This is a genomic window from Rummeliibacillus sp. JY-2-4R (assembly GCF_053847205.1).
Genome location: NZ_CM132623.1, coordinates 3,178,443 through 3,203,318, shown reverse-complemented (window position 1 = coordinate 3,203,318; position 24,876 = coordinate 3,178,443). Strand labels below are relative to the sequence as shown.

Annotated in this window: 20 protein-coding genes; 17 read left to right on the top strand and 3 right to left on the bottom strand. The window is 34.2% G+C overall.

The features are described 5' to 3' along the window. Nucleotides 1-37: 37 nt before the first annotated feature. Nucleotides 38-535: a TspO/MBR family protein gene (locus ACWV26_RS15700; RefSeq protein ID WP_455895646.1), complete on the bottom strand. Its 498-nt coding sequence runs from the start codon at nucleotides 533-535 to the stop codon at nucleotides 38-40. Nucleotides 536-865: 330 nt separating this feature from the next. Here ACWV26_RS15700 and ACWV26_RS15695 point away from each other — a divergent pair, with 330 nt between their 5' ends. The 3 genes from ACWV26_RS15695 (at nucleotide 866) to ACWV26_RS15685 (ending at nucleotide 4,291) form a co-directional block, all read left to right on the top strand. Next, on the top strand, nucleotides 866-1,576 hold the full coding sequence (locus tag ACWV26_RS15695) for a DUF4386 domain-containing protein (protein ID WP_455895645.1): 711 nt from the start codon (nucleotides 866-868) through the stop codon (nucleotides 1,574-1,576). A gap of 475 nt (nucleotides 1,577-2,051) precedes the next feature. Continuing rightward, complete coding sequence (locus ACWV26_RS15690; RefSeq protein ID WP_455895644.1) at nucleotides 2,052-3,797, top strand: DNA/RNA non-specific endonuclease; 1,746 nt, start codon at nucleotides 2,052-2,054, stop codon at nucleotides 3,795-3,797. 5 nt (nucleotides 3,798-3,802) lie between these two features. After that, entirely contained in the window at nucleotides 3,803-4,291 is a 489-nt protein-coding gene (locus ACWV26_RS15685) for an immunity protein YezG family protein (protein WP_455895643.1), read from the top strand. A 500-nt stretch (nucleotides 4,292-4,791) separates the two neighbouring features. Here the strand turns inward: ACWV26_RS15685 and ACWV26_RS15680 are convergent, their stop codons facing one another. Beyond that, nucleotides 4,792-5,517, bottom strand: coding sequence for a 3-ketoacyl-ACP reductase (locus tag ACWV26_RS15680; protein WP_455895642.1), 726 nt, complete (start codon nucleotides 5,515-5,517; stop codon nucleotides 4,792-4,794). Nucleotides 5,518-6,137: 620 nt separating this feature from the next. Here ACWV26_RS15680 and ACWV26_RS15675 point away from each other — a divergent pair. The 10 genes from ACWV26_RS15675 to ACWV26_RS15630 all read left to right on the top strand — a co-directional run bounded on the left by ACWV26_RS15675 (nucleotide 6,138) and on the right by ACWV26_RS15630 (nucleotide 19,582). Next, nucleotides 6,138-7,595: an anion permease gene (locus tag ACWV26_RS15675; RefSeq protein WP_455895641.1), complete on the top strand. Its 1,458-nt coding sequence runs from the start codon at nucleotides 6,138-6,140 to the stop codon at nucleotides 7,593-7,595. A gap of 385 nt (nucleotides 7,596-7,980) precedes the next feature. Beyond that, nucleotides 7,981-9,699 (top strand): ABC transporter substrate-binding protein, encoded by a 1,719-nt coding sequence (locus ACWV26_RS15670; protein ID WP_455895640.1) that lies wholly within the window; start codon nucleotides 7,981-7,983, stop codon nucleotides 9,697-9,699. A 66-nt stretch (nucleotides 9,700-9,765) separates the two neighbouring features. Next, nucleotides 9,766-10,722 carry an ABC transporter permease gene (locus ACWV26_RS15665; RefSeq protein WP_455895639.1) on the top strand — a complete coding sequence of 319 codons (957 nt, stop codon included), beginning with the start codon at nucleotides 9,766-9,768 and terminating at the stop codon, nucleotides 10,720-10,722. A gap of 13 nt (nucleotides 10,723-10,735) precedes the next feature. Then, nucleotides 10,736-11,656, top strand: a complete 921-nt coding sequence (gene opp4C, locus ACWV26_RS15660; RefSeq protein WP_455895638.1) for an oligopeptide ABC transporter permease — start codon at nucleotides 10,736-10,738, stop codon at nucleotides 11,654-11,656. An 8-nt stretch (nucleotides 11,657-11,664) separates the two neighbouring features. Beyond that, complete coding sequence (locus ACWV26_RS15655; RefSeq protein WP_455895637.1) at nucleotides 11,665-12,645, top strand: ABC transporter ATP-binding protein; 981 nt, start codon at nucleotides 11,665-11,667, stop codon at nucleotides 12,643-12,645. Further along, nucleotides 12,642-13,607 (top strand): ABC transporter ATP-binding protein, encoded by a 966-nt coding sequence (locus tag ACWV26_RS15650; protein ID WP_455895636.1) that lies wholly within the window; start codon nucleotides 12,642-12,644, stop codon nucleotides 13,605-13,607. The genes ACWV26_RS15655 and ACWV26_RS15650 overlap by 4 nt, the downstream gene beginning before the upstream one ends. A 469-nt stretch (nucleotides 13,608-14,076) precedes the next feature. Further along, on the top strand, nucleotides 14,077-14,847 hold the full coding sequence (locus tag ACWV26_RS15645; RefSeq protein WP_455895635.1) for a gluconate 2-dehydrogenase subunit 3 family protein: 771 nt from the start codon (nucleotides 14,077-14,079) through the stop codon (nucleotides 14,845-14,847). A gap of 67 nt (nucleotides 14,848-14,914) precedes the next feature. After that, nucleotides 14,915-16,633, top strand: coding sequence for a GMC family oxidoreductase (locus ACWV26_RS15640; protein WP_455895634.1), 1,719 nt, complete (start codon nucleotides 14,915-14,917; stop codon nucleotides 16,631-16,633). Nucleotides 16,634-17,214: 581 nt separating this feature from the next. After that, entirely contained in the window at nucleotides 17,215-18,096 is an 882-nt protein-coding gene (locus ACWV26_RS15635) for an Rgg family transcriptional regulator (protein WP_455895633.1), read from the top strand. A gap of 133 nt (nucleotides 18,097-18,229) precedes the next feature. Beyond that, a complete protein-coding gene (locus tag ACWV26_RS15630; RefSeq protein ID WP_455895632.1) occupies nucleotides 18,230-19,582 on the top strand; it encodes a putative bifunctional diguanylate cyclase/phosphodiesterase in 1,353 nt (450 codons plus the stop codon). 113 nt (nucleotides 19,583-19,695) lie between these two features. Here ACWV26_RS15630 and ACWV26_RS15625 read toward each other — a convergent pair whose 3' ends face one another. Next, the gene (locus ACWV26_RS15625; RefSeq protein WP_455898273.1) at nucleotides 19,696-20,130 is read right to left on the bottom strand and encodes a DMT family transporter; all 435 of its coding nucleotides are present in this window, start codon (nucleotides 20,128-20,130) and stop codon (nucleotides 19,696-19,698) included. Between the two features lie 440 nt (nucleotides 20,131-20,570). On the opposite strand from ACWV26_RS15625, the gene ACWV26_RS15620 reads away from it, so the two are divergent. From ACWV26_RS15620 to ACWV26_RS15605, 4 genes are read left to right on the top strand one after another with little or no spacing between them, the layout of a single operon-like run. After that, a complete protein-coding gene (locus ACWV26_RS15620) occupies nucleotides 20,571-21,281 on the top strand; it encodes a FadR/GntR family transcriptional regulator (RefSeq protein ID WP_455895631.1) in 711 nt (236 codons plus the stop codon). A gap of 46 nt (nucleotides 21,282-21,327) precedes the next feature. Then, entirely contained in the window at nucleotides 21,328-22,311 is a 984-nt protein-coding gene (locus tag ACWV26_RS15615) for a fumarylacetoacetate hydrolase family protein (RefSeq protein ID WP_455895630.1), read from the top strand. 18 nt (nucleotides 22,312-22,329) lie between these two features. After that, nucleotides 22,330-23,928, top strand: a complete 1,599-nt coding sequence (mhpA, locus tag ACWV26_RS15610; protein ID WP_455895629.1) for a bifunctional 3-(3-hydroxy-phenyl)propionate/3-hydroxycinnamic acid hydroxylase MhpA — start codon at nucleotides 22,330-22,332, stop codon at nucleotides 23,926-23,928. 18 nt (nucleotides 23,929-23,946) lie between these two features. Continuing rightward, on the top strand, nucleotides 23,947-24,831 hold the full coding sequence (locus tag ACWV26_RS15605) for a VOC family protein (RefSeq protein ID WP_455895628.1): 885 nt from the start codon (nucleotides 23,947-23,949) through the stop codon (nucleotides 24,829-24,831). Nucleotides 24,832-24,876: the final 45 nt, after the last annotated feature.

Genomic DNA, 24,876 nt, shown 5'->3' with positions numbered 1-24,876 from the left:
TAATGTACCAAGGGGGTGCTTTTTTAATCCATTGTTATTATTCATTCAATTTCCAAGTTGAATAGTTCAGGCAAAGTGCAAAGAGTACCCACCCGATGTACGGAATCATTAGTGCCCCTGCAACTGCATCAGTCCTGTAAAATTCATAAGCAGTAAGTGCAATAGCACCTAATAAAATCGTCAATTCCACTAACGCTGCACCTCGAAGTCCCCATCTAAAGAACAAGAATGACCACAAGTAGTTTAGCCCAATTTGTATTTCATAAGAAGAAATGGCTTTTTTCTTAAGACCGCTAGATTCTTGTTTTTGGGTAACACGATATTTAGCAAGTCCCATCATGGCATATAAGGTCGTCCAAGCAATGGGGAAGACGGCAGCCGGTGGTGAAAATGAAGGTTTTTCTAGCCTTTGATACTTCTCTGGGGCATTTCGATTGGCAAGCCAACCAGTAATAGAACCGCCAATTATAGGGGCTATTATGCCAATTGCCAAGCGTTTTTTATTTAACTTCCCATCTACCTTTAAAATTTCCACAATCAATACACCTCCTATATAATTCTTTCCTTTGTAGCATGTGTTAAAACCATTATTTTAGGAGAAAACACCAAATATTTAGGAAATAAATCCTTAGCCAACATACAAAAAGAAATGAAAACACGCCATTTTGCAATACGACTTAAAATTAGATAAGTGTAAAAGTAGATGAAAAGTTTGATCTTACACTTAATTACAGCTATGTCGTATCTTAATACGCTTTGGTTCATATATCTGCCAAACAAAGAATATACATGTCTCAGAAACAAAGGAGAAAGACCATCGAAGGTAGTATTTCTGTTTCTGAATTTATTTATAAAGGAGATAAAAATGAATTCAAACAAAAGAGCTGCAAGGATTGTGGGAATACTATTTATTCTTGCTGCTGTAACAGCGATCATTGGACTAAAATTATACGATCCTATTTTAAATGATTCTGATTACTTAATGAAAGGTGCCGAACATGCGAATCAGATTATATTGGGAGCAGTAATGGAATTAATTCTTGTCATTTCAGCGGTAGGCACTGCAACCATCATGTTTCCGTATTTAAGAAAGTATAATGAAACGATTGCTCTTTGGCATGTTTGTTTCAGGTTTCTTGAAGCGGTGATCATTATAATTGGTGTCATCAGCGTATTGTCCCTATTAACTTTAAGTCGTGAATATGTAGCAGCAGGGGCTCCGGATATTGCCTCTTTTCAAGCTTCTGGAATTGTATTAAAAGCGATTCATGAATGGACGTTTTTACTTGGTCCGAATTTTATGCTTGGCTTCAATACGATTATGTATAGTTATATCTTTTATAAATTCAATCTCGTTCCAAAATTCATCCCCATTATAGGAATGACGGGTGCAACTCTTATATTTTTTGCAGCCTTGTTAGAAATGTTCGGTGTCATTCAACAACTTTCTGTTTGGGGTGCAATTTTGGCGTTGCCAGTAGCGGCGAATGAAATGATTCTTGCTGTATGGCTTATTGTTAAAGGGTTTAATGCATCAGCTCTTGTTAAAATCTCTTCTAAAAGGAAAACAGCGTAAGGTTAAAATTTTGAATGCCGATCACTACCAAATTACGAAATATAACCAAACAAAGGCTCTAATCCGTTACTTCATAGGATTAGAGCTTTTAATATTCTGTTGGAAATGAATGATTATATATTCGAATAATATAAAACGGTAATTAGCTTTATTACCTAGAAAATAAGAATAAAGAAATAGGGAAAGTTAAAATATGTGAATAATAATACTTATAAAATCGATAATACATTATCTTTTCTCTTCTTATATGATGTTACACTAGTTCTATAGACTTGCTATTTAGGTATTATTATTTATCGTTATTCTTTAGATTCATAGTACATTATAATCTTATGAAACCGTAGTAAGACTGTGTTCCACTTGCGAATTATGCATTTTATTTTATAAATATAATAATGATTGACCAGTATTATCCAGTATCTATAAAATTTATAGAAGATATGCACTTTTTTAAATAAGCAAGCTTTATGGAAGGGTGGTTGAACTGGATAAGTTACTTTACGAAGAGGAAAAGTGGAAAAAAATCGCTACTGCGTTAGAAGAAGTGAACGAGGCACATAAATATGACGATAAGTATGAAAAGGCAGATCAATTATTTGAGGATTCCAAATCTGAAATCGTATCAAAAGACGTAGATGGCGCTATTTCATTCAAGACAAAAACCTATCAACCAGAGGCAAAACCTATCCGAGAAGACTATAGCAAATTGTATGATTATGCCAAAAATATTGGTAAAATAATAGATGAAAAAGTAGATACACCTTTTTACAAATCCATCGATGGTTACATACAAAAGATGGCCGACCTAACGATTAGTTCCTACAGCACTGCCAACACGATTGACGTCAAAGAGGGCTTTCTTTTTAAGCATGAGAAAGATAGCATAACAATTGACGACTTATATAATACCGACACAACTTATTCCCAAAACCTAAAAACAGAATTTGAAAATTGGAAACTGCAAAACAAGGATCAAGACGTTTCTGAAGAAGACTACCGAACAGCTGCCTTACATACAGGTGCCTTTGAATATGAAGGAATCCGAGCAGGACAAGAAAAGAAAGAATTTTGGTTCAACCTTGTATCAGCTGGTCTCATAATTGGACTCACCATCGTCTGCCCGCCAGCTGGATTAGTCGCAGGAGGAATTTATACAGCCATCGATGTTGCAGGGGCAGTAAAAGGGGAAGACCTGATATCTGGTCGCAAACTATCCGATGACGAACGGATTATGCGGGGTGTATTCTCCGTTGTTCCCGCTGCCGGTGGATTAGCAGCTAAAACGATTCTTCGCAATGTACCAGCGTTAGCAAATGTATTAAAGACAGCATCCAAAACTGTCGATGATGCGATTAAACCAATTAAAAATACTGTTTCAAGCGCCATCAGCACAGCAAAAAAATTAAGTTCTGGCGCTTCAAAACAACTAAACTATATGTTAAAGCATCCGCTAAATGCGATGATTACTTCAAAAGCTGGTAGGGAAACGATACGGAAAACTTCTCGATTCCTCGATGATGCACTTAGACCAGTTAAAGTTCGAACGATGCAGACAGTAACAGGTGACAATGTATTTGCAGGGATTGAACGAGTTGCTTCTGATGGGAAATTGGAGAATAAGGCGGATCAGTTTCTTGCGGCGAAGCAGGCTGAGAGAGATCGTTGGTTAGGTGAAAAAGGTACAAGGATTCCGTCCAGTGATGTTAATAATATTAAAGACATATATGAAGTAAACTTTGGTGACCACTTTGCCAAAGGTAAAAGAGGAAGAAAAGAACTTGCTCCTAATGTTCGCTATGTGACTGAAGATGGCTATAAATATACAACCGATGATCTAGGAAGAATTGTTGAAGTAAAAGCGGATTGTCTAATCTTAAAAGAGGGAAAAAGAAAATTAAGAATGCAAAGGGTTGTAGGAAGAGAATATAGAAGGCCAGACGATGATGGAGGACATTTAATTGGAAGTCAATTCCATGGATCTGGAGATATTGATAACCTTGTAGCCCAAAACAGTCAAATTAATCGATCTGGTGGAGAATGGTATAACATGGAGAAAGAATGGGCCAATGCATTAAAAGAAGTTCCACCCAAAAATGTAAAGGTAAATATAAAGCCAATGTATACAGAGGATTCACTAAGACCGGATAAGTTTATTCTTAAATACCAAATTGAAGGAAATATAGCTGTAAGACGCGTTATTTTAAATGGAAATGGAGGTTAATATAAATGTTAGAATCAGATTTAAATAAAATCTATCAAAAAATAGCTGAAAAAGTTGACGAAATTATCCCTACTGAATGGAATGCTTTCTACTTAAATGGAGAAGTGGATAAAAAAGAAGGTGGAGTGTTCTTCTTTTTTAATACATCAGATGAATTAGATCAATACATTTACTCACATGAGATACCAGATAAATTCAACGTTAGTGAAGATGATTATGATACCCAGTATATTGAATTATTTAATTTATGTATTGAGTTGCAAGAAAAATTTATAGAATATGGTCAAGAGCCATGGTATTCATTTGATATGATTTTGCAATCAAATGGTAAGTTAAATATTCATTATGGATATACTCAATGGAATAAATCAGATTATGGACCTACGGATCGAATCAATTATTTCCAATATAAGTATTTAAATAAAGCACTTTCAAACGAAAATGAAAAAAAGAAATTTGAGGAAATGAAAAAATACGAGAACAATACTAATTAATTATCAATAGTTTATTTGAAAATTAGTAATCTAGAAGTGCACGACTTGCAGATTGGTTGTGCAAAGTCTTGTACTTATTCATAATTATTTAAATTAATAATAAAGTTAACCTTGAATGGCTATATACATTTCAAGGTTTTTTTGTGGGCTACTCAGTGCTGATTTAACAATAAAAAAATGGGGATTTCAAATATTTAGTTACGTACGGATACTTTTAATATTGAAGAAATCTTAGTTGGAAATTAAAAAGATTTGTATATTTGTATGATGGGTGGGGGATGGCCCTTCAGAGTCCTTAAAGATTAATCTAAGGATCTAAGGATTGTTTGTCTTTAGGAAACAGGTGCTCTTTTTCTACTATTATTATTTCAGAAATGAATCATGGAAAATCTAATAAATGTACCCTATAAGAAATATTATAGCTTATAAGGTACATTTTTATTGAGCATTAACTTTTGGAATATCTATAAAGTTTTCTACAATCTCACTACATCCGTAGACTAAAACGGATTCGTTGCAATAAAGCTTGCAGTTTTCACATAAATGCGCGGATTTAGTTTTAATTGGTTGATGATGAATTCTGCAATGTCTTCAGGTTGCATGATTTTGGAGTCATCGTTTTCTTTTATTAAGCTTAAGTCCATTGCTAGATCTGTTGCTACCGTACTAGGAGTTAATGCAGAAACGCGGATATTATTCCGACGAACTTCTTGAGCTAATGATTCGGTAAATCCGATTACCCCAAATTTTGATGCACTATAGGCACTTGCAGTAGCTGCTCCGTTTAAACCATTTGTAGAGGAAATATTAATGATGTCGCCACCATTTTTTTCGATTAATTGAGGTAATACGGTACGTGTTACATAATAGGTGCCCATTACGTTCACATCAATCATTCTTTTCCATTCTTCAGGCTCCATATCTAAAACTGAGCCAAATGAGGCAATACCTGCATTGTTAATTAAAATATCAGCAGCACCTAAATTCTCTGTTATAGAAGCAATAGCTGCTTCTACTTGTTCTTTAGATGAAACATCAGCAGTTGCATAAGCTACTTTTACACCGAAACCTTCAATTTCTGTTGCCACTTCTTTTAAAGTCGACTCGGTTCTTGCGAGTAAACCAACATTTACTCCTTCTTTTGCTAATGCCATTGCAGTGGCCTTGCCGATTCCTCTTGCTGCACCCGTAATAAATGCCACTTTTCCATTTAATGATTGTCCCATACGAACGACTCCCTTCAACTCTAAATATAATATAGCCCTCATTATATCGTTTATTGGATTGTATATCCTGTATTTTGATTACGACACCTGTCACCACATTGGCAGAAAATTCAAAAGGTATTATATATTTATTTGTGGTGAGTCGTAATGAAGTATGAGCACCTCCTAGTACAATTTTTGTACTGAAGGAGGTGCTTTTTTATCTGAATTCATAGGTATAGAATTGGGCTGTTCTAACAGCTTCCATATGAACACTCCTCATCAAGTTCGTGTTTACATATTTTTACTTTGGCACAAATGCTCAAAGTCTATGATCCTTTCAATTAGAGAGATTCACTCCCATTTGCCACATAGTTCGAAAACCTTTTTACATGCCATATCATTTCATTAATTAAATCAAATTTTTACTTATTTTATACAAATAAATGAAAAATTAATATTAAATTAAATGTTTGTTTGCTCAATTTTACCTAATATAGCGTACTGATTACGTAAATTTACTATTAAACGATTAATTATTACTACGAACAATTGTATGGTTGTTAGACAACTCAAATGTTTGGATTTATACTAAACACGCATTATAAGTACATCTTTAATTTGAGAGGAGTTTCAAGAAGATGAATCAACAAAAGAAAAAACAGGAAGTAAAATATATTCCTTTAATCATAGTTGTTTTAATTGGAGCAATCATTTGGTTCCTTCCGCCTCCAGGAGATTTAAAAGTACAAGCATGGCATTTGTTTGCTATCTTTGTTGCAACCATTATTGGGCTCATTATAAAACCGATTCCAATGGGAAGTGTTGCCATTTTAGCTTTAACAGTCGTTATTCTTACAAATACTTTAAAACTTGAGGAAGCGCTAAGTGGTTTCCAAAATTCAACCATTTGGTTAATCGTTATTGCATTTTTTATTTCTAGAGGATTTATTAAAACCGGCCTTGGTACGCGTGTAGCGTATATTTTCGTTCGTCTGTTTGGTAAAAAGACTCTAGGATTATCCTATTCACTGATTGCCAGTGATTTAATTCTTTCTCCAGCAATGCCATCAAATACAGCGCGAGCTGGTGGGATTTTACTACCAATTATTCGTTCATTGTCAGAAACATATGGTTCGAAATCAGGTGATGGGACGGAAAGAAAAATTGGTGCGTTTTTAACAACCACTTCTTTTCAAGCTAATATGGTTACGTCTGCTATGTTCTTAACAGCAATGGCTGCTAACCCTCTAGCAGCGAAGCTAACACAAGAGATTTCAGGTACAACAATTTCTTGGGTAGGTTGGATGGTAGCGGCCATCGTTCCTGGGCTAATCAGTTTAATCGTAGTGCCATTTTTAATATATAAAATCTATCCACCGGAGATTAAAGAGACCCCATCTGCAACAGAAGAAGCAAAAAAGAAACTGGATGCAATGGGGCCTTTAAAAAAAGAAGAATGGTATATGATTGGGATCTTTATCATTTTGCTCGTGTTATGGATATTCGGATCAAACTTCCATCTTGATGCCACAATTACAGCTTTTATTGGCTTAAGTTTACTGCTACTTACACAAGTATTAACATGGTCTGATATAAAGCAAGAACAAGGGGCATGGGATACGCTCGTTTGGTTTTCAGTCTTAGTCATGATGGCCACATTCTTGAATAGTACAGGGATGATTCCTTGGTTTAGTGATATGGTAAAAGGATTGATTGGCGGCACATCTTGGATGATTGCATTAGTCATTCTTGTCATCATTTATTTCTATTCACATTACTTTTTTGCCAGTAATACAGCGCATGTCAGTGCGATGTACGGTGCTTTTCTCTCTGTTCTTGTAGCAATCGGAGCACCTCCAATGGTATCCGCGCTGCTTTTAGCATTTATCAGTAATTTGTTCGGCTGTTTAACAAATTACGGCAGCGGTCCAGCTCCTGTATTCTTTGGAACAGGCTATGTGACACAAGAAAAATGGTGGGGAATTGGATTTATGATTTCAATTGTTCATCTTATCATTTGGCTTGTTATTGGTGGCTTATGGTGGAAGGTACTTGGACTTTGGGTAAGACCAGAATCTCTTCAATCGGCACAATAATAAATGTAAATAATAATAAATGTAAATCGTATAGGTGACCTTCAATAAGACCTAAGTTCGGAATTTGACTGGACTTAGGTCTTTATTTTTTGTATGTATGTATTTAATAATTCCCAGTACATATTATCTAGATATAATATTATTTGAATATTTATAAAAGTAAAACTAATGATTTACTACCTATAGAAAGGTCTCTATAACCAAACTTTCATCCTAATAAAATTCCAAAATAATAATTGACAACTTGAAATTGAATGATAGACTATATCTATAAAAACATATCAGAATTGTATACATTAAAATGAAGTTGTTATTTTTACTATTAATTTTTTACAATTCTAGTATTTTTTATAAAAATTAAACCAAGTAAACAGAGGTGTAAAATTTGAAAAGAAGTTTAAAGCATTTATTTGCTGGAGTAGCGATTTCTGCTCTCTTAACAGGATGTGCATTTCCTAGTCAAAACGATTCTTCATCATCATCTAAGAGCGGAAACACTAGTAATGTCAACGTGAAAAGTACAGAGGAAAAAGAATATAAAGCAACTGACTTATCTGCGCTTCCAGAAAAAACAAAACAAAGAAAAGATTTATTTATTGCTGGTATTTCAGCACCAGGTGGGGTATTCCTTCCATATTTTTATGAAAACGGATGGGACGGCAATGTAACGGACCCAATCTTTGCTCCATTAGTTAATTTAGACAAGAATGGTAAACCGGTTGGTGTGTTAGCAAAAAGTTGGGATGTTTCAGCTGATCAGTTAACATATACTTTCCATTTACGTGATGGATTGAAATTTAGTGATGGCTCTCCAGTAACTGCTGATGATGTAGCCTTTACTTTAACGTTATTACATGACCCAGCTTATGCAGGTTACCAAGATATTTCTTTAGCAGCTGTTAAAGGCGGTAAAGAATATAAAGAAGGTAAAGCGAAATCAATCGAAGGTATTAAAGTAGTTGATAAACAAACTATCAAAATCACAACAGAAAAAGTTAACGCAAAATCACTACTTATTCTAGGTGGCCAAGTTTTATCAAAAGCTTATTACGGCAAAGATTATAAATATGGCAAACTTGATTATTTAAAAGACTTATATTCAAAACCACTTGGCGCTGGCCCATACAAATTTGTTAAGTATATTCCTGGCCAAGAAGTTCGTTATGAAGCAAATGAAAACTATTATGCTGGTAAGCCAAAAACTAAGAATTTGATATTTAAAGTTATTGATACTGCAACATCTCTACAATTGTTTGAAACAGGTGAACTTGATTATGCAGGTTTCTCAGCTGATGATGATACAGTTGGACAATTACAAGAATTGAAATTTGCGAATATTCAGGTTGGACCAGTCAATGACTATGGTTTTATCTATGTAAACAATTCACGTCCACAGTTTAAGGATAAGAAAGTAAGACAAGCCCTTATTTATGGTTTGGATAGACAAAAAATTGTTGATGTGAAGTTTAAAGGATACGGAGAAGTCGCAAATATTCCAGTATCTAAAGTTTCATGGGCATACAATGACCAAGGTATCAATAAGTACGAATTCAATGCGAAAAAAGCAAAAGAATTACTTGATCAAGCTGGATGGAAAGTTGGTAAAGGTGGCATTCGTGAAAAAGACGGCAAACAATTTGTTATGCATTATCTAACACGTGATGCTGAAGATCCAGTTATTCCAATTGCCAAAGAAAATTATCAAGATATTGGTATCAAATTTGAACCAGAAATCATGGACTTCAATGCAATCGTTTCAAAATTAAATGACAAAGATTATGACCTTGCAGCTGTTTCAACATCTCAAATTTTAGATCCAAGCGATCCAGTTGAAGAATTTGCAACAAATAACCCTAATAATGCTGCAGCATATTCTGATCCAAAAGTAGATGAACTAATTCAAAAAGGTTTAGGCACTTTAGATATTGAAAAACGTAAAGTGATTTATCATGATCTTTATAAGGAATTAAATGATAATCCACCAGTTATTCTTATCAATTATCGTCAAAGTGCAAAAGCAGTTAGTGGACAAATTCAAGGATTAAATCCTGACAACTATACAGGTATAAGTGCTAGCTTGCCAAATATTTCGATTAAAAAGTAATAGATGAAATCTATTAAGTGCCTAGCTTTTAAGCTAGGCACTTTGTTATGTAAGGGAGAAGAATGCATGAAACAATATGTTTTTAATAGATTTTTGCAAATGATCGTGATTTTGTTTGGTACATCATTTATCATTTTCTTCTTGTTTGCCATGTTGCCTGGGGATTATATTGATTCGAATATAAATTTAACGCCACAAAGAGCTCACGAGTTAAAGGCACTTTATGGATTGGATAAGCCAGTGCTGGAGCGTTATATCACATGGCTTGGAAATCTTCTACATGGTGATTTTGGGTATTCATTGAAACATCAAGAAAAAGTATTATCGCTTTTAAATAAATACGTATGGAATTCCTTTTTCGTAGCGCTTATTGCATTGATACTAACTTGGTCAATCGCATTAGTAACTGGCGTTATTTCAGCAATCAAGCAATATTCATGGTTTGATGGTTTTGTGACATTCTTTGTGTTCGCTGCTATGTCTTTCCCATCATTCTTTATCAGCCTATTGTTTATTAAATGGTTTGGTGTCGATCTAAAAATCTTACCAATTGGTGGGATGATTGATACGGGAAGTAATAGTTCGGGAGTTGCTTATTTACTCGAAGTCGGAAAACATATGATTTTACCAGTTATTGTTCTTACATTACTAAGTATTGGATCCTTAACTCGTTATTTCCGAACGGGGATGCTTGAAGTTATACGACAAGATTATATACGAACAGCTAGAGCGAAAGGATTAAAAGAACGAGTTGTGGTTTTTAAACATGCTTTAAAAAATGCCATTCTGCCAGCTATTACCCTTTTAGCATTTGAGCTACCTGGACTATTTTCTGGAGCCATTATTATGGAACAAATTTTCAATTGGCCTGGGATCGGTAGAATTCAAATTGAGTCTGTAGGTTTTAGAGATTACCCTGTATTGATGGCCCTTACCATGTTTTTAGCATGCTTGACAATCATTGGGAACTTTTTAGCGGATGTAGCCTATGCTGCTGTAGATCCAAGAATTAGATTGAAATAGGAGGAGAGCAAGATTGGAAACACACAATCCAGTTGTAGGTAAACAAAAATCTGATGCAGTGAAATCACCTTCGCTATGGAAGCAAACCTATCGTCGATTAAAAAAGAATAAGTTAGCCATGATTAGTTTGTTTGTTTTAATTTTTATGTTTTTGCTTAGTTTTGTAGGGCCGCATTTTTCGCCATATATTCTTGATCGGACGAATATAGCAGATATGAACCAACCACCAAGTAGTTTACATTGGCTTGGTACAGATAATTATGGCCGAGATGTTCTGACAAGATTAATGATGGCAGGGCAAATTTCATTAACCATTGGGATTGCGTCCATGTTTTTATCCGTGATTATTGGTTCTTTGCTAGGAGCAATTTCTGGTTTTTATCGTGGAATTGTCGATATGGTGATTATGCGAATCGCAGATATTCTTATGTCGATTCCTGGTTTGCCACTGCTATTAATCTTGGCTGCATTGTTATCAGAATGGAAGGTTCCATCAGAGTATCGTCTTTATATCATTATGATTATGCTTAGTTTTGTTGGTTGGCCTAGTCTTGCACGTTTAGTCAGAGGTCAAATTCTATCTCTAAAAGAGCAACCATTTATGTTAGCAACAGAAGTACTTGGATTAAGTGACCGACGTAAAATTTTGCATCATCTTATTCCTAATACAGTTCCACTTTTGCTAGTCGTTGCTACATTAAATGTAGCAGGTTCTATTTTAAGTGAATCAGCACTAAGTTTCCTTGGATTAGGCGTAGTACCACCAACTCCTTCATGGGGAAATATGATGGATGCTGCTAATAACTTCATGGATTTCAGAAAACGACCATGGCTTTGGATTCCACCAGGTACGGCTATCTTTTTAACAGTTGTATCGATCAATTTACTTGGTGACGGACTGAGAGATGCACTTGATCCGAAGATGAGAAGGTAGGGATAGTTATGAATGAGATGTTGCTAGAAGTAAATCATCTTCAAACGAACATTTATACAGAAAACGGTGTTGTCAAAGCAGTAAATGACGTGAGTTTTTCTATTCGTGAAGGGCAAACCGTTTGTATAGTTGGGGAATCAGGTTGCGGTAAAAGCATTACAGCATTATCGCTCATGCAACTAACTCCTGAAAATGGGAAAATTGAAGGTGGAGAAATTAACTTTGATGGAAAGAATCTCTTACATCTAAGTAAAAAAGAAATTCGTCGTCTAAGAGGAAATGATATTGGCATGATCTTTCAAGAGCCAATGACCTCTCTAAATCCCGTTTTTACAATCGGGGAACAGATGATAGAACCAATTCAAGAGCATTTATTGTTAAGTAAAAAAGAAGCATATAAAAAAGCAATGGAGCTTATTACGATGTTGGGAATTCCAAATGCTGAAAAAATAGTGAATCGCTATCCACATGAATTAAGTGGTGGAATGCTTCAACGAATCATGATCGCCATCGCATTAAGTTGCCAACCAAAGCTACTTATTGCAGATGAACCTACGACAGCACTGGACGTAACAATCCAAGCACAAATATTAGATCTATTACGAGAAGTAAAAGAGAAATTTAATACATCTATTCTATTAATCACCCATGACCTTGGTGTTGTGGCAGAAATGGCTGATTATGTAGTTGTTATGTATGCAGGGAAAGTGGTTGAAGAAGGACCCGTTCTTGAACTTTTTGAAAACCCTCAACATCCTTATACTAAAGGGCTGTTAAAAGCGAAACCAGTTATCGGTGAACGAAAAGAACGACTTTATACAATTGCTGGACAAGTTCCGAATCTAGTAAACCTACCAGAAGCGTGTTATTTTGCAGATCGATGCGAGCATGTGATGGATATTTGTCGAGGGAAGCAACCTGCATTAACTGAAATTGCAAAAGACCAAAAAGCAGCATGTTGGCTTTATAAGGATGGTGAAAGTCAATGAGTGAAACATTACTAGAAGTGACAAACCTAAAGAAATATTATTCTTCATCTAAAGGAATGTTTAAGAAATACGGTGAATCTGTCAAAGCGGTCGATGGTGTAAGCTTTAAGATTAACAAGGGGGAAGTATTTGGACTTGTTGGTGAATCTGGAAGTGGTAAATCAACCATCGGAAAAACTATTTTACGTCTTCATGGCAAAACGGAAGGTGAAGTAAAGTTTAAGGGGAAAGATGTTTTTTCACTTTCTAAAAAAGAACTTTTAAACTTTCGAACGCAAACACAACTTGTCTTTCAGGATCCATTTAGTTCGCTGAATCCTAGACTTCGTGTAGGGGATGCCATTGGTGAGGCAATGGTGCAACATGGAATTGTCTCAAAGAAAGAAGTGCGCGAAAGAGTTTTAGAGGTTATGAAGATGTGTGGATTATCGCCTTATCAAATTGACCGCTATCCACATGAATTTTCAGGTGGACAAAGACAACGGATTGTTATTGCTAGAGCAATGGCTTTAAATCCAGAATTTATCGTAATGGATGAACCTGTGGCGGCACTTGACGTATCCATTCAGGCTCAAATTATTAATCTATTTAGTGATTTACAACGAGATAAAGGACTTTCCTATTTATTTATTTCACATGATTTGAGTGTTGTCGAGCACCTTTGCACGAAAATTGCCATTATGTATTTAGGGAATATTGTAGAGATGACATCGAAAGAAGAATTATTCGATCACCCATTACATCCCTACACAAAAGCACTTCTGTCAGCAGTTCCTATTCCGGATCCAAAGGTAAAACGAGAGAGAATTATCTTAAAAGGCGATATACCAAGCCCGATTAATCCTCCTTCAGGTTGTAAATTCCGCACTCGTTGTCCCCTTGCTACAGAGCTATGTGCTTCAAAAACACCAGAATTTCGTGATGTAGGTAATAATCATTTCGTTGCTTGTCATTATGTATAATTAAAGGTAATCGAAAAAACTTTAAAAATAACCTATTGGGGCTCTATTTCTCTAATAGGTTATTTTTATATTTTACTTTTAAAATAGAGATATTCTTATCAATTAATCCACATAGTTGTAGCAGAAAAAATCCAGCTTATAGCCCTCAAAGCTTAGTGCAATCACCCACATCATCAATAGATTATCCTTTTGTATCTTTCTTAGCCAATAGACTATTTTTTCTTTCAAGAACTCATGTTCATCCATGCAATGTTAGAAACGGAAAATCCTATGGCTGTAAAGTTAATGATTTTTTGGAAATAATTTTAATTTCACTTTAACCTTTTATTCCCTAATTGATATGTATTAATAACTAAAATGACATAAAAAAGTTCTTATTTTGGACACAATTAAGTATTTATGTAGTAATATGAGCCTGTATCTATTTGCGAGTTTGGGTCGTTATTTATTGAATGGAGGTTTATTAATTATGTCGGAACAAAATAAAAAGAACGAGTTTTTAGATAAAAACTTAAGTCGTCGAACATTCTTAAAAAGTTCAGGATTAACAGTTGGTAGTTTAGTAATCGGGGGAGCTATTGGAAGTCTATTAGGTCTTGATTCGAAAAAGAGTGCAAACGAAAAAATACCAACAACAGCTGCCACTCATAATTCGACAGAAAATCCGAATGTTGCCTTAATGTACTTCACACATGATCAATTTAGCATTACAGAAGCAGCTACAGAAAGAATTTTCCCTGCTGATGCGAATGGCCCTGGTGCAAAAGAGTTATTAGTTGCTTATTATATTGATCATCAACTGGTTGGACCATGGGGACTTCGATCAAAAGAATATACAAAAGGTCCTTTCTATCCAGGTGAAGATACTCAAGGCTATCAAGGTCGATTAAATAGACAACAAATATTTAATATTGGGTTAGAAGGTTTACAAACTCAAAGTTTAAAAAAATATAAAAAGAAATTCCCAGATTTAACAAATGAAGAACAAGATGCAGTATTAACAGATTTTGCGGATGATAAAGTGAAACTAAACGGAATTTCTGCTAAAACATTCTTTGGCATTTTACGTGGGGCAACTCTTGAAGGGGCATATGCGGACCCATTATATGGTGGAAATAAAAATATGGCTGGTTGGAAGATGAAAAACTTCCCAGGACACCAAATGAGCTATCTTAATATCATCGACAAAGATTTTGCGAAGATCAAACCAGCTGCACTAAATTCACAACATAATCATTAATTATACATGTTCTATTAGTTAGTGTTCGAGTGATATTATCGCTCGTGGACTTTAGGAGGATATTTAAATGGCAAAAAAATTACCAAAAACAGACGTAGTAATTATTGGCGTTGGTTGGGCTGGAGGTATTATAGCTTCTGAACTAACAAAAAAGGGAAAAAAAGTAGTTGGATTAGAAAGAGGTAAATCTAGATCAACTTCAGATTATATGATGGCACACGACGAACTTAGATATTCAGTTCGATATGAAATGATGCAAAACCTTTCAAAAGAAACGGTTACATTCCGTAATAATGATAAAATGCGTGCACTGCCAATGCGTGAGTATGGCTCATTCTTAATTGGTGTTGGTTTAGGTGGCTCAGGCTCACACTGGAATGGCCAAAACTTCCGTTTCTTACCTTATGACTTTGAAATACGTAGTAAAACGATTGAAAAATATGGAAAAGATAAAATTCCAGCTGATATGACCATTCAAGACTGGGGTATAACATATGAAGAAATTGAACCCTATTATGATAAATATGAGAAAATGGCTGGGATTTCAGGGGAGAAAAATCCATTAGGTGGTTTCCGTTCAAGTCCTTATCCAACTGGTCCTATGAAGAAAACGAAAGCAATGGAGTTATTTACAGATGCTGCAAATAAATTAGATATGCATCCATATGTACAACCATCTGCGAACCTTTCAGAAGACTATACAAATCCAGACGGCATTTCTCGAGCAGCTTGTCAATATTGTGGTTTCTGCGAACGTTTTGGATGTGAATATGGTGCGAAAGCAGATCCAGTTGTAACAGTTATTCCTGTAGCTAAAAAAACAGGAAACTTTGAAATTCGTACGCATGCTGAAGTACGCCGTATTCTTTATGATGGAAAAAAAGCAACAGGTGTATTATATATAAATTTAGAAACAGGTGAAGAATTCGAGCAACCTGCTGATGTAGTTGTTCTAACTGGTTTCGTCTTTAGTAATGTTCGCCTACTATTATTATCAAAGATTGGTAGACCATATGATCCAAAAACAGGTACTGGTGTAATCGGTAAAAACTATGCATATCAAATCAGAAAAGGTGCTTCAACTGGATTCTTTGATAGTAAGAAATTTAATAATTTCGCTGGTTCTGGTGGATTAGGAATGATTGTAGATGACTACAACGGTGATAACTTTGATCACTCTGATTTAGACTTTATCCATGGTGGTATGATTATTCTTGGACAAACTGGATTACGTCCGATTGCGAATAATTCAGTTCCATCAGGTACTCCTTCATGGGGAGCAAAATTTAAAGAAGCATCAATAAAATACTCAAACGCTTATTTAACAGTTAAAGGTGAAGGTGCATCCATGGCTTACAAACAACATTACATTGACCTTGACCCTGTTTATAAAGATGATTTTGGTGATCCATTAGCTCGTATTACATTTGACTTTGAGGAACAAGATCGTCAATTGACAAAATACTTAGCTGAACAATGTGAAAAGATCCTTAAAGAAATGGGAGCAGATCACATCGATACAAATAAAGATCTAGGACCTTATGATATAGCAGAATATCAATCTACGCATAATACAGGGGGCGTAATTATGGGTGGTGACCCAGAAACGTCTGCAGTAAATAACTATTCTCAAATGTGGGATGTGGATAACTTATTTGTTGTAGGAGCTTCTTCTTTCCCTCAAAACGCTGGATATAACCCAACAGGTACAGTAGGTGCATTATCTTACCGTGCAGCAGAGGGTATCCTATCATATATGAAAAATGGCGGTCAATTAATAAAATAATCGACTAAAATATTTTAATAAGAAAACAGCATAAAAGCAATAATGAAATGAACCATAAAATTTCTATTTGGAAACTTTATGGTTCATTTTGTTTATATGTTAGTAAGTATTTCTCCAATAAAATTAATATCAAGTTTCATTAGATATTTAAAGTAGAAAAGTCACTTATAAATAGTGCAAAATAATCTTAAAAGGATTGTAAAACAATTTATGTGATAGAATTTAACTGTAAGGCTAATTGCTCATAATCTAGAACAAAAAGTCGAATAATTCCTCATAAAAAAAATCCTCCTTTAATATGTGGAGGACTTGAGCAGTGATTATTTTAATTTAGTTAATAAAAGTTTTAATCACAAAACGATTTAAGACTTAGAATCCTGCGAAAAACCAAAGTGGTTGAACAGTTGATGCCGCTACGACTAAAGAAGCTGCAACTAAATAACTAATAAAAGTAGATTTCTTTTTCATGATTTTCTCAGTCCTTCCTTTTATGATACATAAGTAATTATAATAGAATAAAGACTATAAAACTATAATGTAAACAAAATTATACATATTCCTTGAAATAAGGGGGTAATTTAATGGAAATAGGTCAGGTTATTAAAAAAATACGTACAAATAAGAACATTACACAACAATCACTAGCAAATGCGATTGGTATGACTCGTCCATATATTGCTCGGATTGAATCAGGAAAAAATAGTATTTCATCTGACAAACTTACTGAAATATTGGACTTTTGTAATGTATCTTACAATGAATTTTTCTATATTAAAAATGATTATAAAATTACTTCGAAAATGAATGACTACAATCATATATTACAGTTATACTATGGGAAAAATTTAGAAGAAATTTCAAAAATAAAAAGTGAAATAAAGCAGAAATATGAAGAAAATGGAGATATCTTTTTAAGACATTTATATATTTTGTGTCATTGTATGGAAAATGACTTGGATGTTAATAAAATAAATAAAGAATTTATTGAGGAAATGACCGATTATTTGTTGAGCATTGATGATTGGTGCTACTATGAGTTGGTTGTATTGAATAATTTTTTATTTTTATTTCCTCCTGCTACTGCTATTTTAATGTCCAAAAACTTATTGAAATATGCTGAAAAGTATAAAGAATTAAATTCAGATACAAAAATATTAAGTTTTTTATTATTTAACCTTTTAGAATTAAGTATAAAACATAATGAGTATGAATCTGCAAAAATGCTGTTAAATGCTACTAAAACATATACCTTAAAAAAAACAGAATTCTTTGAACTAACACTATCACTATTTTATGAAGGAATAATTAATATAGTAGATGATTCAATTACAGAAGGAATAGAGAAGTGTCATAAATCTTTGGATATATTTCATACATTAGGCAACGATTATTTTTATACAAAATTAAAAGAAGACTTAGATGATTTCTTGAAAAAGAAGCTTGCTTCAAATAAAAGAGTATAAAATAATACACAAATAATTATTATCGCCCCAAAATAAGGTTAAATATATATACAGGGAGATATTTAATCAATACTAAATACTTAATTAGGATTTTCATTCATATGTATTTAGAATTATAATTTGAGGTGGAATAATGAGGAAAACTGATTGTGATTTAAATCTAATGGTTTCCGAAGCAGATATAAAACATAAAACATATGTTGACGATATTACAAATTTACCAAACGAGCGGTATTTATTAGATAAAATAAAAGAAAATTTACATGTTAATACAAATAATAAAGTGGTATTAGTCTTTGAAATTGATCGATTAGCTTCTATAAAGGCATCTCTTGGTTCACTTTATACGGATCGCCTTTTAAGCATGGTATCAAATAGGTTACAAAAACAACTTTCGAGCCAATTTATTATTGGAAAGTTAAGAGATGATCAATTTGTTATTTTAATTGATTATTTTCAATGCCAGAACGATATTATCAAGTTCTGTAAGCAACTTCAGAAAATGATGGAAGAACCTTTTGAAATTCAGTATTCTTCATTGAACTATGGTTTAAATATTGGGATTTCATTCTATCCGAAAGATGCAGTGTCTGAAAGGGAGTTAATTGAGTTTGCTCAATTTGCGCTATATGAAGCTAGAAATACGCTAAATCATATTTCGTTTTATGAAACATACATGTCAGATGTGAGAAAAGCAAAAGTAATATTAGAAAATGATTTGCACAAAGCACTCAAAAATGATGAGTTATTTTTAGAATATCAACCTCAAGTAGATACAAAAACAGGCGAAGTCATTTCAATGGAAGCGTTAGTCAGATGGCAGCATCCTAAAAGAGGATTAATCTCACCAGGTGAATTTATCCCTATTGCGGAAGAATCCGGACTGATGAATCCAATCGGAAAATGGGTTCTTGAAAAAGCGTGTGAACAAACAAAACAACTACAATGTCAACTAGGTAAACCCATTCGAATTGCTGTAAATTTGTCGTTATGCCAGTTATTTCAAGGTGATTTTGTTCAAACTGTGCAACAAATACTTGAAAAAGTGGATTTGGCACCACAATTATTACAGCTGGAATTAACGGAAAGTATGACGATGAATACAGCGCATCTTACCCCTATTCTTCATGATTTAAAATCACTAGGAATTACATTAGCTGTTGATGATTTTGGAACAGGCTATTCTTCGCTAGCTTATTTAAGGGATTTACCGATCGATTGTTTGAAAATCGATTGCTCATTTGTAAAAAATATTCAACACGATACTAGTAGTGAACCATTGGTCGATATGATTATTTCAATGGCAAAACATTTGAAATTAAAAGTAGTCGCAGAGGGCGTAGAAGAAGTATCACAATTAAGCTACCTCTTGAAAAAGAAATGTGATTTTATTCAAGGATATTTAATTAGTAGACCGATATGTTTTGAACAAATATCTAGAAACTTTTTAAATTTAGAACATAAAGTGAAAGAAATCACTCTATAATTAATTTAAACGTTGAAATCCTTAGTTTAGGGTTTTGCGTTTTTTTTTTGCGACATCTTCTATCAAAAATGCTGCTGAAAAAATTAAAACGAATGGCTAATCCATTCGTTTTTTTATGCTTTATTATATAAATAAATTGCCACAAACATTAATCCAAGTGCGATGAGTTTCGTAGTATTCAATCGATAGATAGCCCCACCAAATAGTCCAAAATGGTCAATGATTGCACCAGCTACAATTTGACCGATGATAACGGCCATAAGTGTGGAGGCAACCCCAATCAGATTTACTGAAAAAATATTAACGACAATAAATAATGCCCCTAATAATCCACCTATCAATTGCCATTTTGGAACACTAAATACATTAAGCAAATTACCTTTTCCGAAAAACAAAGCCAAAAAGAATAGCGCAAGTGCCCCAACACTGAAGGAAGTAGTTGCTCCTTCTAAAACGCCTACTTTCTTACTTAATAGAGCATTAATTTGACTTTGTATTGCAAGAGCCGAACCGCCAACCATTGCGAATAAAGCAATTATAATTTTTATCATGAACATCCCCCATTGTAGTTACAGCATACAAATGTTGTTTTCTATTAATTACATAAATTACCCTTTTATATTTTGAAATTTTTCTAGCTGCCCCATAGTGTAATTTGTATTTTTTTATGATGGTGATATCCGCCATTTTCATCTCTGTTTCTGTGATTTTTCAAATTGCTTCCGCATACTAAGCAATTTACATCTTCTATGAAAACCCCAACACCTTCAGAAGTAACATATAACTAAATAGAAAAATACTACAATTAAATTTACAGAATATATTGACAATTTCATGAGGAGAGATTATATTCTATTTATTAAATATTATTTATTTCAAAAAAATGTTTAATTTAACAAATTAAATAATATTTAATCAGTCTATTTTGAAGTAAAGTGTTATATTCTGTACTATTAAAAGAATATTTAAAGTTTAGGAGAAATGCTCAATGTTGAATATGACAGAACAGATCGTGCAAACCATTGGGAAAAAAATAGTGCATGGAGAGCTTAAAGCTGGGGACACTTTGCCGAAGATTGAAGACATCAGTGAACATTTTGGCGTGAGCAGAACTGTAGTAAGAGAAGCGTTAAAGATTTTAGCGGCTCGTAAAATGGTCAAGTCTAATCAAAAATCTGGAACCATCGTATTACCAAGAGCGAATTGGAATATATGGGATTTAGAAGTGATGGAGTGGCTTTGTGAAATTGATTTACATGATGAACCTTTTCTGATTTACCTGACAGAAATTCGTGAAGCTTTAGAACCGCTTGCAGCTTCTTTAGCTGCTCAAAGGGCAACTGAGGAAGATTTGAAGAAAATTGAAAGCACATACAAGAAGCTAATCTTAACTTTGGATGATCCAGTTGCCTGGTCAGAAGCAGATTACGAATTTCATCTAAGTATTTGTGAAGCTTCACATAATGATTTATTAATTAGTATGTTGAAGCTATTAGGAAAGGCAACAGTAATTAGCCGTAAAAAGACGTATGGTGCAATTCGAGATTCAGAAAAAGAAAATGAACCATCACTAGAAGTCTTATTAAGACATGAAGCTTTATATCTAGCCATCAAAGAAGGAAATGCAAATCTTGCCTATCAGAAATCCCTCGACATGATGGTAAGAGTAAAACAACTTTTACAAAAGCTATCAGATTAATATCCAAGCAAGTCCTAATATAATAAAAAAATGGAGGTATGGAGTAATGGGAACTAAAATTGTGCGATTCAAACAAGAAGATCAAATTAATTGGGGTGTAGCGATTAACGATCAGGAGTATGCTTTAATTGATGGAGAATTTTCAAGCACGAACGAACTTCTGGAATCAGGACAAGAAAAAATTCAAGCTGCTGCAAAAAAACAAGTAAATTTAGTAAACGCTTCTGATGTGGAATTATTAAGTCCTATTACATGGCCTTCCAAAGTTGTTTGCCAAGGCGCTAATTATTCAACGCACCGTGCGGAAGCAGGCCTAGAAGCAGCAAGACCACCGTTTAATTTAATGTTTGGTAAAGATATTAGTTCCTTGAGCGGCGCAAATGCTAATATTGTTCGACCTAATCATGTTGAATTACTAGATTATGAAATTGAATTAGGATTAGTAATTGGCAAAGAGATTAATGGTGCAGAACAAGTGACAGAAGAAAAATTAGGAAATTACATTTGCGGTTTAGTCATTGTAAATGATGTTTCTGCACGTGATGTCCAATTATTAGAAGGTCAATGGTTAAAAGGAAAGAGCTATCGTACATTTGGTCCAACAGGTCCTTACCTCTATTTATTAGATCAAGATGAAATTAGCCAAATCAACCATCTAAAACTGGAATTATCAGTAAATGGTGAAATTAGACAAGCAGCTAGTACAGAACAATTATTATTTAAACCAGCTGAAACGCTAACTGAGCTTTCAGGTATTATGGATTTAAAAGTTGGCGATTTAATTATCACCGGAACAACAGGCGGTGTCGCTTTAAATCTTACTAAAGAGCTTATGAGCACAGTCTCTAACTCTAGTATTCCATTTTCTGAAAAACAAGAAGCACTCCTAAAATCACAAAAAGAAACGAATCGTTATTTAAATGATGGCGATATTATTACATGCAGCATTAAATCAGAGTCAGGTTCAATTGATTTAGGCGAACAATCAAATAAGGTAATCTCTGAAAAAGTTGTGATGAAAACTTTTTAATAAGGAGTGTGTTGTGGAATGAAAAAAGTGTATGATGTTGCAATCGTGGGCTACGGCCCCGTTGCAAAACTATTAGCGGCTTTGCTTGGTAAAAAAGGTTGGAAAGTTGGAATCATTGAAAGATTTACTGAAGGCTATAAGCTTCCAAGAGCGGTCCACTATGATCATGAAATAACACGAATCTTACAATCTGTCGTTCCTTTTGAAGAAGTTCGTAGAATATCGCAAACTGTACCCGATTCTTATGAATGGCAAAATGCCAAACGTGAAATTTTGTTATCCATCGATTGGACGCAAGATGGAATTAGCGGTTGGCCTGGCGATATGTTTTTCAATCAACCTGAACTAGAGGACGTTCTAGATCAGGCATGTAAAAGTACCCCGAACATTGAATTGAATCTAGGATACGAAGCAATATCTGTGAAAGTAGAAGACGATAAAGCATTCTTAACAATTAAAGAGTTTGATAATCATTTATTAAAAATAACCGAAAATGGAAGCGCTTTCGATATTGAAAGTAAATACTTAATTGGCTGTGATGGTGCAAATAGTTTTGTGGCAAAATATTTGGACACGACTGAAACGAGCTTAGATTTTGAAGCGGATTGGCTTGTAATTGACATCATACCGAATGAAGAATGGAAAATAACCCCGATGAATGTTCAAATTTGTAATCCAGAGCGCCCAACAACAGTGGTTTCTGGAGGGACAGGCAGAAGACGCTGGGAGTTTATGTTATTGCCGGGAGAAACAAAAGAGCAAATGAATCAAAGTGATGTTGCATGGAAGCTTTTAGAGAAATGGAATATTACACCTCAAAATGCCGTATTAGAACGTCACGCTGTTTATACGTTTAAAGCACTTTGGAAAGATAATTGGAGAAAAGACAATCTACTCATTGCGGGGGATTCTGCACATCTAACACCACCATTTATGGGGCAGGGCCTATGTTCTGGTCTAAGGGATGCCATGAACTTAAGCTGGAAGTTAGATTTGCTGTTGAAAGGTGTATATGATGATTCAATATTAGAAACCTATACAGCTGAAAGATCTCCTCATAATGAGCAAATTGTAAATGCAGCATTATACTTGGGGAAAATGATTTGTGAAACAGACGTAGAAAAAGCCAAAAAACGAGATGAAGCATTTTTAACAGGGAATGTACCAGCATTTCCAGCGTTTCCAATTCTCGAAAACGGGATTTTATCTAAAAACGAGTTTTCTAAACTAGTGGGTGAATTGTCCTTGCAAGCAGAAATTGAATACAACGGAAAGCAAGGATTTTTCGACGATGTAGTAGGACATGGATGGTTCATCCTAACAAAAGAAGATCTACATGATCATCTAAATGAGGAACAATTAGACTTTTTAAATTTAATTGAGGCACGAATCTTAAATATATCTAATAAAGAAGTAAACCAACAAACAATTGGTGATGTGCACTCTAAATACGCTGAATATTTCGAATTAAGAGGAGTGACTACAGTAATTGTACGGCCAGACTTTTATACATTTGGTGCTTGTAGCAATGTTGACGATGCAAAAATTTTAATAAACGAGCTTCATGAGCAATTGAATCAATATATTACTAAAAAATCTCTAAATAAAATTAATTAATTATCGGAGGTAATAGTGATGGGGAAAATAAAAGCTTTTCGTTTAGCTTATGCAGATTTTTGTACAACAGAGGTTCAGAAAATGGTCGAGTATTATACAAATGTCATGGGATATAAAGTAACGGATACTGAGGATGGTATCTATTATTTAACAAATGGTCTTGATCACCATAATATTGTCATCACTCCTAGTAATTCGAACTATATTAGAAGTTATGGGTATCAATTAGATGGTAGTTTAAGTATTGCAGAGGTTCAAGAAGAGCTTTCTCAACTAAACATTGAAAGTAAAAAGTATATTAATGAAAAACCTGGGATTGAAGAGCTTATAGAAGTGAAGGATCCGGCAGGGAATACTGTAGAAATCTTCAATAAAATGGATTACACAGATGTAGGTTTTGGAAATCAAGGCATTCAACCACTCAAATTAGGACACATTGCGTTCTATGCAAAAAATCATGTAACAACTGCCGAGTTTTATCAAGATGTGTTGGGCTTTGAATTTACCGATAAGATTGATGAAAATTTTTGTTATTTCCTAACTTGTAACAATGACCACCATGTGATTAACATTGTTGCTTCCAATGAAACGAAAATCCATCATATTGCATTCCAATTGAAAGATGCTAGTCATCAATATGCAAGTTCAGACACCTTACGTATTCATAATTATCCAGTTCTATGGGGACCATCAAGACACACTGCTGGTCATAATATCGCAACATATCACCATGATCCGGATGGAAATGTCATCGAGTTATATATCGATATGGATGTATATATCAAAGAATTGGGTATTTTCGAACCTCGTCCATGGCATGAGTCTTTACCATTAAAACCACGTATTTGGTATAGCTTAAGCGCGTGGGGAACAGAATTTAAAGTTGATTTAGCGGAAGTATAGTTCCAGAGTTGAGCGTATTGCCCAATCATCAGCACCTCCTGATAC

What these genes read in the sequence shown, in the direction of transcription:
- ACWV26_RS15640 (WP_455895634.1), top strand. Translation starts at nt 14,915, where the DNA reads ATGGCAAAAAAATTACCAAAAACAGACGTAGTAATTATTGGCGTTGGT.
- ACWV26_RS15655 (WP_455895637.1), top strand. Translation starts at nt 11,665, where the DNA reads ATGAATGAGATGTTGCTAGAAGTAAATCATCTTCAAACGAACATTTAT.
- ACWV26_RS15665 (WP_455895639.1), top strand. Translation starts at nt 9,766, where the DNA reads ATGAAACAATATGTTTTTAATAGATTTTTGCAAATGATCGTGATTTTG.
- ACWV26_RS15695 (WP_455895645.1), top strand. Translation starts at nt 866, where the DNA reads ATGAATTCAAACAAAAGAGCTGCAAGGATTGTGGGAATACTATTTATT.
- ACWV26_RS15680 (WP_455895642.1), bottom strand. Translation starts at nt 5,517, where the DNA reads ATGGGACAATCATTAAATGGAAAAGTGGCATTTATTACGGGTGCAGCA.
- ACWV26_RS15605 (WP_455895628.1), top strand. Translation starts at nt 23,947, where the DNA reads ATGGGGAAAATAAAAGCTTTTCGTTTAGCTTATGCAGATTTTTGTACA.
- ACWV26_RS15620 (WP_455895631.1), top strand. Translation starts at nt 20,571, where the DNA reads ATGTTGAATATGACAGAACAGATCGTGCAAACCATTGGGAAAAAAATA.
- ACWV26_RS15630 (WP_455895632.1), top strand. Translation starts at nt 18,230, where the DNA reads ATGAGGAAAACTGATTGTGATTTAAATCTAATGGTTTCCGAAGCAGAT.
- ACWV26_RS15615 (WP_455895630.1), top strand. Translation starts at nt 21,328, where the DNA reads ATGGGAACTAAAATTGTGCGATTCAAACAAGAAGATCAAATTAATTGG.
- mhpA (WP_455895629.1), top strand. Translation starts at nt 22,330, where the DNA reads ATGAAAAAAGTGTATGATGTTGCAATCGTGGGCTACGGCCCCGTTGCA.
- ACWV26_RS15645 (WP_455895635.1), top strand. Translation starts at nt 14,077, where the DNA reads ATGTCGGAACAAAATAAAAAGAACGAGTTTTTAGATAAAAACTTAAGT.
- ACWV26_RS15650 (WP_455895636.1), top strand. Translation starts at nt 12,642, where the DNA reads ATGAGTGAAACATTACTAGAAGTGACAAACCTAAAGAAATATTATTCT.
- ACWV26_RS15685 (WP_455895643.1), top strand. Translation starts at nt 3,803, where the DNA reads ATGTTAGAATCAGATTTAAATAAAATCTATCAAAAAATAGCTGAAAAA.
- ACWV26_RS15635 (WP_455895633.1), top strand. Translation starts at nt 17,215, where the DNA reads ATGGAAATAGGTCAGGTTATTAAAAAAATACGTACAAATAAGAACATT.
- ACWV26_RS15675 (WP_455895641.1), top strand. Translation starts at nt 6,138, where the DNA reads ATGAATCAACAAAAGAAAAAACAGGAAGTAAAATATATTCCTTTAATC.